The organism is Streptomyces mangrovi (genome assembly GCF_900114215.1).
Lineage (GTDB): Bacteria > Actinomycetota > Actinomycetes > Streptomycetales > Streptomycetaceae > Streptomyces > Streptomyces barkulensis.
This window is the reverse complement of sequence record NZ_FOSG01000023.1, coordinates 86,705-98,190: the sequence shown is the minus strand read 5'-3', so window position 1 is coordinate 98,190 and position 11,486 is coordinate 86,705. Positions and strand designations below refer to the sequence as shown.

Here is an 11,486-nt window from a genome sequence, read left to right as displayed (position 1 = left end):
GATCCTCCGCAAGGCCCGGTGCAGCACCAACCGCATCGGTCGCACGGTCGCCGCCGTTCACGCCATCGAGATCGCCTGGCGCTCAGGATGAGAAGCGTTCACTGACATCCGGTGGAAGATGTCGTGCGCGGAGTGGATGTCGGTGCGGCGCAGGGTTTTGTCATCAGAGCAGGGCTCGGATGTCGTCGCGCTGCTCCGGCAGGTTGGCCTCTCTGAGCCAGCGGAATTTGTTGCCGATGTTTCCCCAGCATTCGTCATTGGCGGTGACGGCTCGCAGAAGCTCCCGTTGCACGGCCGACAGCGGCAGGTCAGGGCTGTAGCCGGTGGGGAAGGCTTTGACGAGCAGCGGACCCCAGTCCTGGTCGACGGTGTAATCGCTGGCGAGCGGTATCAGGGCCATGGCCGCTGGGGCCAGGTCCTCGAAGGCGTCGACGCGGTCAAGGACGGCCTTCAGGAGGGTGAAGCGGAACCAGCCGTCAATCTGGGGAAGGGGGTCGGGGAACCAGTGGTCTGCCTCGGCCGGGTTCTGCAGGGCTTCGAGCAGGACGGCGGTGGCGCGGGGTGTGTGCGCGCATCCGGTGGCCAGAGCGGCGCAGGCGCGCACGGCGGGATCGGGATCGTCGAGGAAACCGGTGGTGTCCTGGCCCCAGGCGCCCATTGCCAGAGCCGCGGAGGAGCGTTCTCGGCGGCTGCCGTCTGCTGCGAGAACGCTTCGCAGGCGGCGGGCGACGCGGGGGACCAGTTCTGCGAGGTCGGGTGCCTTCAGAAGCAGGGTGACCGTGCCGAGCGCTGCCTCTCGGGTGTCCGGATGCGGATCGTCGAGGAACGGTTCGACCGCGTCGTAGAGCTCGGGTCGGATATTTCGGCATGCGCGGATCGCTTCGAGTTCGTCTTCGTCTTGGCCGTCGCGCTCACCCCCGTACTCGACCTCGTCGCCGGGGTCCTCACCGTAGGAAGCCGAGTCGACCATCTGGCCGAGCCAGTCGAGCAGTGCGGCTCGCAGTGGCCGGGTCCGGTCGTCCCAGGGGAAGAAGCTCTCGTGCTCGGCCAGAGTCCGGGGATGAGGCAGGATCGCCGCCACGAACCGTGCGGCGGGCGGGGTGGCGCTGTACAGGGATCCTTGGTGCAGCACGGACATCTCGAGCATTCCCAGTGCCTCGGCCTGCACCTCAGGGTCCTCGTCCAGGAGTTGGCACAGGTACGGCGGGATTTCCCCGGCACTCCCATACGCATGCTGCAGAGCGTCCCATTCGGTTGCCACGAGCAGCTCTCTGGCCGTCGGAGGCAGTCCGGACCAGATGCGGGCGGCACGTTCCTCGTCTCGATTCATCACATACACACCCTGCCGAACAGCACTGACAAGTGGTTGTACCAGGGTGCCGGGGGTTTTTCAGGAGTGCGGGATGTCGTCGTCGAGGAGTGGGTTCGGGGAGGCTGGTTCGGGTGGCGGCAGCTTCGTCGTACGTGGCCAGGGTCCGGTAGAGGGTGGAGCGGCCGACGCCGAGGCGCCCGGCGATGGCGAGGTCGGGTTCGGGCCGGACTCCCAGACGCGGCCGGGACCGCGGGCGGTGGGGATGTGGGTCGCGGGTCCGGACTTGAGCTCGGGGATCTTGCTGTAGCGGCCGGTGTGGTGGTCGACGGCGACGACGTCAGCCCCTACTGACACCCGTCATGTCGCCGGCCGCTGACAGTCCGTGTCGCTAGCTACTGACAGCCCGATGGCGTCCGACAGCAGGTGTCGGACGCCTTGATCCCTCCCTGGCGCCGCCTTCAACATCTCCGGACGCAGTAACCGGCGGAAGCGAGTTGAGGTCGCCTCTTTCCCCCGTGGAACATCTCTGCCCGCTCTCGGAACGCGGGTCGAGGGTGAGGTGATCTGGCACACCGAGCACAACCACCAGATCAAGATCAGACTCACTTGTGCGGGGTAGCACAGCACGTGGTTGTCTCGGCTCGGCCGTCGTGGGCCGTGGGAGAGGACGTTCCGCCGGCGAACCTGCTGGGCAGACCCCGAAACCGTACTGAGCATCGACCGGGAGGCAGGGAAACCTACCGCTGGGCCGGGACTTCGTCGAGCACCAGAACGATGTGCTCGTGCTCGCCGTACCGGACCGTCCCGGTACGCCGGAAGCCGTGTTTCTCCAGCAGCCGCACCGAGCCGGTGTTCCCGGCGAAGGGATCGGCGTACAGGGGACGGGTCTTCTCCCGCTCCAGGAACAGCGCCAGGGCCCGCGTGCCGACGCCCCGGCCCCAGTGCCGTCTGCCGAGCCAGTACCCGATGAAGCGCCGTCCCTCGTCCCACCAAGCCACCATGTTGCCCGCCAGTTCCCCGTCGACGGTGACGGCCTGCACGAAGACGGTGGGATCGCCGAGGACCCTCGTCCTCCAGTGAGTCATGAAGGCCTCCCGCTCCCGGGGCGGGAACTTCGACCGCCGCACGGCCTCGGGATCGTGCTCCTGCGTGAAGAACTCCTCCAGATCGGCCGATTCGACGTCTCTCAAGCGCACCTGGTCACCCATGCCGACGAGTCTGCCGCCGACCACTGACACTCCCGGAACGCCAACGGCCCCCGACCGCATGCGCTGGTCGGGGGCCGTTGTGAGGTGCGGAGGCTGTGGGATTTGAACCCACGGTGGTGTCGCCACCACGACGGTTTTCAAGACCGTTCCCTTAGGCCGCTCGGGCAAGCCTCCCCACGCCGCGCCGTGCGGTACGGCGTGGGGGACAGCCTAGCCGGTTCGTCAGTCGCCCTCGCGGGAACCCAGGGTCAGTTCGGCCTTGTTCTGCTTGCCGCCACGCATGTAGGTGATCGAGATCTTCTCGCCCGGCTCGTGGGCCCAGATCTCGCTGATCAGGGTGGGGCCGCTGTCGATCGGGACACCGTCGAGCCTGGTGATCACGTCGCCCGGCTTCAGGCCCGCCTTGTCGGCCGGGCCGCCCGGGGTGATGGGGTCGCTGCCGTCGTCGGTGTCCTCGATGATGCGGGCGCCGTTGCCCTGGGCGCGGAGGTCGACCTGGACGCCGATGACCGGGTAGACGGGCTCGCCGGTCTCGATCAGGGCCTTGCCCACACGCTGGGCCTGGTTGATCGGGATGGCGAAGCCGAGGCCGATGCTGCCGGGCGCGCCCTGGCCGAGGCCGCCGCCGGCCGACTGGATGGCGGAGTTGATGCCGATGACCGCGCCCTTGGCGTTGAGCAGCGGGCCGCCGGAGTTGCCGGGGTTGATGGAGGCGTCGGTCTGGAGGGCGCTCATGTAGGAGGCCTTGGAGCCCTGGCCGTCGCTGGAGGCCACGGGGCGGTTCTTGGCGCTGATGATGCCGGTGGTGACCGTGCCGGACAGGCCGTACGGGGCGCCGATGGCGATGGTGGCGTCGCCGACCTGGACCTTGTCGGAGTTGCCGAGCGGCAGCGGGGTGAGCTTGGCGTCGCCGGCGTTCTTCAGCTTGATGACCGCCACGTCGTAGCCCTGGGCCAGGCCGACGACCTCGGCGTCGTACTCGCGGCCGTCGGAGAAGGTGGCGGTCAGCTCGCCGCCGTCGGCCGCGCTGGCCACCACGTGGTTGTTGGTCATGATGTGGCCCTGCTGGTCGTAGACGAAGCCGGTGCCGGTGCCGCTCTCGCCGCCGCCCTCGGCCTGGATCGTCACGACGCTGGGCAGGGCCTTGGCCGCGATGCCGGCGACGGAGTCGGGGGCGCGGTCGACCTGTTCGAGGCCGCCGTCGGCGGAGATGGTCGTCGAGCCGCGGTCCGCGCGGTCGGCGGCCCAGAAGCCGACGCCCGTGCCGACGCCGCCCGCGAGGAGGGCCGCCGCCGCGACGGCGGCGATCAGGGCGCCGAAGCCGCGCTTCTTCTTCCCACCCTCTGGGGGCGGCGGGGAGGCGAGCGGCGCGCCCCAGGGGGAGGCCGGGCCGCCGCCGGGGGTGCCGGGGGCGGGCTGCGGGGTGCCGTAGGCGTCGTAGCCGCCGCCCGGTGCGCCCCACTGCCCGGCGGAGGAGTGGGGGGCGGGGGAGGCGTACGCGGCGGGGGGGTCCTGCGGGGCGTGGTGGCCCTGCGGGGGCTGCGGGGCCGGGTGGCCCTGCGCCTGCCCCTGTGCGACGTGCCCCTGCTCGGCGTGGCCTTGTGCGGCGGGGGACTGGTGGCCGGGCTGGGGCGACGGCTGGGGGCCCTCCGGCTCGATCTTCCGCAGGAGGGTCGTCGACTCGTCCCTCGGCGCCGCCTCCGGGGCGGGGGCGGGGGCCTGGAGGTCGTAGTCCTCCGGCGGGCTGTCGGTCGGTGTCCTGGGCGCGGCGGCGTCGTTCGCGGCGGACCGGTCGGCCGGCGGGTGCGGCACGGGGGCGCCGGCCGCGTGCTCGCCGGCGGCGCCCTCGTTCTCGGTGCTCACAGCTCTCTCCTCAGGTACACGACAGTCGCGCACCTTCCCGGAGGCGGCGCGCGTATTCAGGTGTATGGCGTCAAGCTTCTCCCACCGCACGTCGGACCGGCGTAAGCGCACCCGTCCGAACGGACGCCCGGGCCGCCGCGCACGGGGCGGGGTGGCACCATAACGCGGTGAGCCCTGACCAGCCCCAGATGTCGCCCGGATCCCGGCGCCCCATCTCAGTCGTCGCCCACCGCGGGGCCTCCGAGGACGCCCCCGAACACACCCTGGCCGCGTACCGCAGAGCCGTCGAGGACGGCGCCGACGCGCTGGAGTGCGATGTGCGGCTCACCGCCGACGGGCACCTGGTGTGCGTCCACGACCGCCGCGTCAACCGTACCTCCAACGGCCGCGGCGCCGTCTCCTCGCTGGAGCTGGCCGAACTGGCCGAACTGGACTTCGGCTCCTGGAAGGGGCGGCTCGGCGACGAGGAGTCGCCCGAGACCGAGAGCCGCGAGCACACCTCCGTCCTCACCCTGGAGCGGCTGCTGCGACTGGTGGAGGAGCAGGCCTCCGCGGGGCGCCGGGTGGAGCTGGCCATCGAGACCAAGCACCCCACCCGCTGGGCGGGGCAGGTGGAGGAGGAGCTGCTGCGGGTGCTGGCCCGTCACGATCCGGCCATCCCCGTGCGCGTGATGAGCTTCTCGGCGCGCTCCCTGCACCGGATACGGGCCGCGGCGCCGTGGATCCCCACCGTCTACCTGATGCAGTTCCTGCTGCCGCGCCACCGCGACGGGAGGCTGCCGCCGGGCGTGGGGATCGCCGGGCCGAGCATCCGCATCCTGCGCAACCACCCCGAGTACGTGGCGTGGGCGCACCGGGAGGGCCACCGGGTGCACGTGTGGACGGTGGACGATCCGGCCGACGTGGAGCTGTGCGCGCTGCTCGGCGTGGACGCCATCATCACCAACCGGCCCCGGCACGTGCTGTCCCAGCTCGACGAGATGTTCCGGGACTGAGCCGGGACCGGGGCGGGGCGGGTGCTGAGCGGGGACCGGAGCGGGGCGGCCCGCGCACCACGGCGCACTCGGAGCCACCGGTGGTGAACGGGCGGTGAGGGCTGCGTCACGGTACCGGGTCGGGCGGTTTCCGCCGTCGGGCAAAAGGGCATCCATCACGTGGCGTGGGGCGAACAAGGAGGTCTCGGGGGTGGCGTTGGTGGTTGCACAGGAGGCGCCGACGTCGTCGACGATGGCCGTACCCCACGGTCCCGCGGGCGTGGGTGCGGCGAGGCGCAGGATGCGCGAGGAGCTTCTCGGCTCCGGTACGCCCGAAGCCGTCGTGGACGACGCGGTTCTCATTCTTTCCGAACTTCTCAGCAACGCGTACCGGCACGCCAGACCGATCGGCGTGAGCGACTGCGTGCGCGCGGCCTGGGGCCGCACCGCCGATGGCGGGGTGAGCGTCTCCGTGACCGACGGCGGGGGCCCCACCAGACCCCGGCCGTCCAGCCCGTCGGTGACGGCGCGGGGCGGCAGAGGGCTGTCGATCATCACCTCGCTCGCCAGCGACTGGGGCGTGCGCGAGGACCGCGGCGGTCGCGGACACGGCCACGGTCATGGGCAGGGTCACGGACACGGGCACGGCCACGGCGGGGTGACGGTGTGGGCGGTGGTGGCGCCGTCGGAGGACGACGCCTTCTCCTCCTCGATGCGCTTTGACCTGTCGGAGCTGGAGGGCCTGGAGGACCTCTGAGGTAGTCGTTCCGGGTGGTCTCCCCCGCGTACGCGTGCCGCCTCGGCCCCAAGGGCTAGGCTCGCGCCGAAAGCGTCCTCAGAGACCGGGAGACCCCACCCCATGGCCAAGAAGCGCCGACCCCAGACCAAGGCCGCCAAGCCGCGGCTCGCCGACGGTGAGATCCCCGTCGTCGGCGCCCGCGAGCCCTGCCCCTGCGGATCCGGCCGCCGCTACAAGGCCTGCCACGGGCGTGCCGCCGCGCAGGCGGTGACCGAGCTGGTGCGCCGCCCGTTCGAGGGGCTGCCCGGGGAGTGCGACTGGGTGGCGCTGCGCGAGCTGGTGCCCGCCGCGACGGTGCCGCTGAAGCTGAGGGAGGAGCTGCCCGAGGACGTCCCCTCGGTGACGCTGGCCACCGTCCTGCCGATGGCCTGGCCCGCGCTGCGCCGTGACAACGGGGCCGTGCTGCTGGGTGTGCAGAACGACACCCCCTCCGGCGACATCAGCCGCGATCTGGCCGATGTGCTGCGGCGGGCCCTGACGGCGAAGCCGGGCACCCCGGTGGCCGCCGAGCGCATCCCCGCCGACGCCCCGCGCCTGCAGGACCTGCTGGACCTCGACGCGTCCTTCGTGCCCGAGGTGCACAGCGGCTTCGAGTTCTGGGTGGAGGACGCCGGCAACCAGAGCCCGGAGGTCGCCGCCTCGCTGGAGCGCGCCAACTCCGCCGCCCTGCCGACCGCCCGGCTGGAGGGGGTGGAGGCCGCGTACTGGTGCGAGACCCCGGAGAAGAACCACCTGCGCTGGGTCATGCCGCACCCGGAGGAACGGCTGCTGGACGCGCTCGCCCGGCTGCACGCGGCGGGGTCGTCGTCGCTGGGCGAGGGCACACGGCTGGTCGGCTCCTTCCGGGCGCACGGCCTGATGGTCCCGGTGTGGGATCTGCCGAGCGCGATGGGCGCGCAGGAGTGCGAGAAGCCGGCCGCGGCCTTCGCGGAACGACTCGCCGAGGCGCTGGAGTCCACCGATCCGCTCACCGCGGAGGAGCGCCGGGCGCGCAGTGGATTCACAAATCGCCAGATCACTCTCAACTGACAGACGAATTCCGGCTGATGAGAGAAGAAAAAGGCAAGTGATTCCCGTCACAACGGGACGTACTCGCAGGTAGACAGGCGGCCGGAAGACGTCGGTGGAATTTGCGAACGGGCCGTTACTTGTTACGGTTCTTGCAGCCCGGTCGCTGGTGCATCCCCCGTCGCCAGCGACCGGGTCTTTTCATGCCCGCACTTCCCGCATACGGGTTCGGCGCGTGCGGGCGGCCCCCGACTCCCTTATTCCCAGCGGGAGTCGGCGGACCGGGCGCCTTCTTTGCCGCCTTTGCCGTCCCCGCCCTCCACGGCTTCACCGGCGCCCCCGGTTTCGCTGCCGGTTTCACCCCCGGTTTCGCTGCCGGAACGCAGCAGCAGCCCCTCCCCGTCCGGTGCCGCGACCTCCGCCACCGCCGTGTACGGCCCGCCGTCCGGGGGGTTTCCCTTCACACGCCGGTGCGGGGTGTCGCACACGCCCTCCCGGCCGCCGGCGGGCAGTTCGCAGGGGACGCCGACCGCCTGGCCGCCGGGGCCGAGCAGACTCAGGGCGCCGTGCAGCGCCTCGCCCGTGGAGTTCCGGTGGTACACCCGCCCCCAGACGGCGCCGCCCCGCGTCAGGACGCAGGTCTGCGCCCGCACCCCTCGCGGGGAGGTGGCCCAGGAGCCGCAGAAGGCCGAGGTCTCCGGCAGGTACGCGCCGGATGTTCCGGGCGGCGTGGACGGTTCGGGCGGTTCGGAGGGCTCGGGCGGTTCGGAGGGGAGGAGCCCGTGCGGGAGGGGGAGCGGGGAGCGCTCGGGCGCGGAGCCGGTGACGGGGTCGGTGGCGTCGGCGGTATCAGTGGCGTCGGCGGCGGAGACGGCCGTACGCCCCTCGCCCGGTCGCCGCTCGTCCGGCCCGGCGGTCGCGGCGGTGAGCGGCAGGACCGCCGCGAGGGCGACCCCGGCCGCGAGCGCGGTCACACGGAGGCCGGAGGCACGCTGCCGCGGCTCGTACATGGCGGTCCACCTGCAACTCGCTGGAGGGAAAGGACTCTTCGGCGGCCCGAACATACCGGGACGAAGAAGGCGTCCCGGCGGGCAGACCGCCTGTTTCCCTCCAACCCCGGCGCATCATCACCCGTACGAGTGAGCAGGGGCCGGGCCCGCGGGGCCCGGCGAGTCAGTACGCCAGTCGGCTGCCCGTGTCCGGGACGGCCGCGCTCGCCCGCACCAGCACGTCCACCAGCGGCTCCATCCTCGGCAGCCACGGCACACCGCCCCCGCGCAGGGTGCCGCGGGCGCCGACGCCCAGCGCGGCCGGCGGGCGCTCCCAGCGGAGCTGCCCCGCGCCGGTGCGCGACGGCGGCAGGGCCACATATCCGCCCTCGCCGTGGAACCGCAGCGAACTGGGCACCCAGTCCTGGGCGTGGAGCAGCTCGCCCAGCTCCTCCAGGTCGTACGGCGCCACCAGCAGCGTGCAGCGGGTCGGGCTCGCGATCACCGGGCCGGTACGCAGCCCGAGCCGGTCGAACTCCTCCAGCGCCCGGGTCCCCGCGGCCGCCGGGAGGCTCAGCGCACAGGGGGCGCGGCCGCCGGTGGCCAGCAGGATCGGCGCGTCGGGCCGGTTGGTCCACCACCAGCGCACCATGCGCTCGTCGGTGGTGGCCGCCGGCAGTTCGGGGTCGAAGGGGTGCGCGCCGGGCACCACGCAGTCGGGCCGGGGACAGGAGCAGCGCCCTCGAGGCTGCCCCGACTGGCGTGCGGTCAGGCGCCTGGACTCCCGCGGCGCCACACCGGGCAGCACGGGCCACCCCCACCGTGTCGCGCACACGAGCGCCGCGTCGCGCAGCGCCCAGCGGGTCATGCGTCGCCTTCCGAGGATCTCGCGCATCAGCGCTCGTTCCTTTCCGTAACGCCATGGATCGACAAAAAACGTCGACAAGCACACTGACAAGGACTCAGCAGGACCAGAAGGCCGATCACGGTCTTCCGGTCCCTCACACCTGTTACACCTGTGGATCTCGTGTGACCGCGCCCGGGCTCCCCGGGCAGTGCGTCACCGTGCTGTTCTCCGCGGCCGTGGCCGGGGCGTTCGTGAACCGGGCGCGGAACGCGGCGTGCCGGCACACGCCGGACGCCGCTCGTGCCCGCCCGTACCGCCGTACCGTCCGGCGGTCCTCCGCCTGCCGTGCTCCGGTCCTCTCGGCGCATACGAGGACGCGCCTCGTTCCCACTGCGTGGGACGCACGGATCCGTCGCCGGGTTCCGCCGGAACCCGGTCGCCGCTCGCCCGCCCAGTCCTTCGTGCCGTGGGTGACCGTGTACCCACGTCAATCGTGATGACGCGCCGCCGTACCGGGAGCCAGTCGACCGCGCACCGTTCGGCACAGGGTACGTTTTCGGCCAAGCTCGTGGCCACCCCCGCGACGCCTTCGGATGCTCCGGGAGCAGCGGTCGGACCCGGACGGGAAACCGGTCGGCGGGGGACATCCGCGGCCTGCCGGGGCGATGCTGGACACCCGTTATCAGGGCGTGTACACCTGAAGACATTGATAGCGGAGCAGCACGACATGGGGGTTTGCGATGCTATTGACGACGCCGGCCCACACTGAGGGCAGCCGCCCATGAGCGCCCAGCAGCCGCCGAAACTGGCCGGAATCGAATCGCCATCGCCCCTTCCCCAGCACACTGTTCCGCCCTCGGCGACCGCGCACCACCGGCAGTCCGCCCCCTCCCCCCGGCCCCCGGCCGTCGACGACCCCGCCCTCGCACGTCCCGTCGAGCGGCTCGCGGCCGTCCAGGACCGCCTCGCCGGGTGGATCTCCGACCTCACCACCCTCCACGACCTCACCGAACGGCTGGTGCGCACCGACACCCTGGAGGGCGCGGTGCACGAGGCGCTCCGCGCCGGAGCCGCCCTGGTGGGCGCCCGGCGCGGACTGATCGCCCTGGAACCGGCCGACGGGCTCGGCCCCGACACCACCGTCGGACTCGGCCTGGGAGCGGCGGACCTCGGCCACATCGAGACCCTTCCGCGCGACTCGGCCTCCCACGCGCGCCTCCTCGACGGGCTCCCCGGGACCGGCGTCGAGGCCGGTACCGGGGGCGGGGACGGAGGGGACGGAGGGGACGGAGGAACAGGCCCCGGCGGTCTCCGGGAGATCACCCACCCCCACATCGCCCGGGACGAGGACCTCGACCCGCGCCACCGCGAGGTCGCCGCCCGCCTCGGCTACGCCGCCAGCCACGCCGTCCCGCTGGCCGCGCGGAGCACCGGACGGCTGGGCGCCGCCGTCTGGCTGTACGACGAGCCCGCGCGGCCCACCGAGCGCCAGCGCCATCTGCTCGGCCTGTACATACGGCACGCCGCCGAGCACATCGCCCGCCAGGTGGACCTCGCCCGCGCCCGCTCCACCGTGGACACCGTGCGCGAGGGACTGCTGCCCACCCGGCTGCCGCGGGTGCCGGGGGTGCGGCTGGCGGTACGGCACCGCACCGGCCCGCGCGGCGGCGGCGACTGGTACGACGTACTGCCGCTGCCCGAGGGGGCGCTGGGGCTGAGCGTGGGCGGGGTCACCGGATCCGGCCCGGACGCACTGGCCGCGATGGGGCGGCTGCGGGCCTCGATGCGGGCGTACGCGGTGATGGAGGGCGAGGACCCGGTCGCGGTCCTGTCCGACCTGGAGCTGCTGCTGCGGCTGACCGAGCCGGCCCGGTCGGCGACCGCGCTGTTCGGGTACGCCGAGCGGACGCCGCGGACCGGGGGCGGTCCGGAGGCGGGCACCAGGATCGTGCTGGCCGGGGCCGGACACTGCCCGCCGCTGATCGTCGGTCCGGAGCGCACCGAGGTCGTGGAGACCGCGCTCTCCGCGCCGCTGGGCATGCTCGCCTGCTGGGAGGCGCCCAGTGTCGAGGTGGACCTGGCGCCCGGGGAAACGCTCCTGCTCTACAGCGACGGCCTGCTGCACCGCACCGGCGAACCGCTGGAGCGCGCCTTCGCCCGGCTCCGGGCCGCGGCCGTCGCCGCCGCCCCGGCCGTACGCGCCGACCCCGACGCGCTGCTGGACCATCTGCTGCGCTCGGTGCTGCCCGGTGGGCGGGACGGTGCGGGCGGTACCGGGGACGGGGACGCCGGGAACACCGGGGACTCCGAGGACTCCGAGGACGTCGTGCTGCTGGCCGCCCGCTTCTGAGCCCCGTCCGCAGCCTCGCCCCCAGGCCCCGTCCCCAGGCTTCGCCCGCAGGCCCTCGCGTGCTCTGTCCACAGGCCCCGACCGCCCCGACCGGGGCGGACCTACGATGGGAGTCGGCCCGCACCAGGCCCACACC

The 11,486-nt window shown here is 72.8% G+C and carries 9 protein-coding genes and 1 tRNA gene; 4 read left to right on the top strand and 6 right to left on the bottom strand.

The window, feature by feature from the left end:
• Positions 1-163: 163 nt before the first annotated feature.
• The 4 genes from BM237_RS24790 to BM237_RS24770 all read right to left on the bottom strand — a co-directional run bounded on the left by BM237_RS24790 (position 164) and on the right by BM237_RS24770 (position 4,383).
• Positions 164-1,330, bottom strand: coding sequence for a HEAT repeat domain-containing protein (locus tag BM237_RS24790; RefSeq protein ID WP_245794017.1), 1,167 nt, complete (start codon positions 1,328-1,330; stop codon positions 164-166).
• Between the two features lie 719 nt (positions 1,331-2,049).
• Entirely contained in the window at positions 2,050-2,520 is a 471-nt protein-coding gene (locus BM237_RS24780) for a GNAT family N-acetyltransferase (RefSeq protein ID WP_175541122.1), read from the bottom strand.
• Positions 2,521-2,607: 87 nt separating this feature from the next.
• Positions 2,608-2,694, bottom strand: a tRNA-Ser gene (locus BM237_RS24775).
• Between the two features lie 48 nt (positions 2,695-2,742).
• Positions 2,743-4,383, bottom strand: coding sequence for a S1C family serine protease (locus BM237_RS24770; protein WP_093851945.1), 1,641 nt, complete (start codon positions 4,381-4,383; stop codon positions 2,743-2,745).
• A gap of 188 nt (positions 4,384-4,571) precedes the next feature.
• Here BM237_RS24770 and BM237_RS24765 point away from each other — a divergent pair, with 188 nt between their 5' ends.
• From BM237_RS24765 to BM237_RS24755, 3 genes are all read left to right on the top strand, one after another.
• Complete coding sequence (locus BM237_RS24765; protein ID WP_093851944.1) at positions 4,572-5,378, top strand: glycerophosphodiester phosphodiesterase; 807 nt, start codon at positions 4,572-4,574, stop codon at positions 5,376-5,378.
• A gap of 190 nt (positions 5,379-5,568) precedes the next feature.
• Positions 5,569-6,114 (top strand): ATP-binding protein, encoded by a 546-nt coding sequence (locus BM237_RS24760; RefSeq protein ID WP_093851943.1) that lies wholly within the window; start codon positions 5,569-5,571, stop codon positions 6,112-6,114.
• Between the two features lie 102 nt (positions 6,115-6,216).
• Positions 6,217-7,185, top strand: coding sequence for a DUF5926 family protein (locus BM237_RS24755; protein WP_093851942.1), 969 nt, complete (start codon positions 6,217-6,219; stop codon positions 7,183-7,185).
• Between the two features lie 236 nt (positions 7,186-7,421).
• Here BM237_RS24755 and BM237_RS24750 read toward each other — a convergent pair whose 3' ends face one another.
• Positions 7,422-8,174 carry a hypothetical protein gene (locus BM237_RS24750; RefSeq protein WP_175541121.1) on the bottom strand — a complete coding sequence of 251 codons (753 nt, stop codon included), beginning with the start codon at positions 8,172-8,174 and terminating at the stop codon, positions 7,422-7,424.
• Positions 8,175-8,337: 163 nt separating this feature from the next.
• Positions 8,338-9,048 (bottom strand): bifunctional DNA primase/polymerase, encoded by a 711-nt coding sequence (locus tag BM237_RS24745; RefSeq protein ID WP_093851941.1) that lies wholly within the window; start codon positions 9,046-9,048, stop codon positions 8,338-8,340.
• 733 nt (positions 9,049-9,781) lie between these two features.
• On the opposite strand from BM237_RS24745, the gene BM237_RS24740 reads away from it, so the two are divergent.
• Positions 9,782-11,350: a PP2C family protein-serine/threonine phosphatase gene (locus tag BM237_RS24740; RefSeq protein WP_175541120.1), complete on the top strand. Its 1,569-nt coding sequence runs from the start codon at positions 9,782-9,784 to the stop codon at positions 11,348-11,350.
• Positions 11,351-11,486 lie beyond the last annotated feature (136 nt).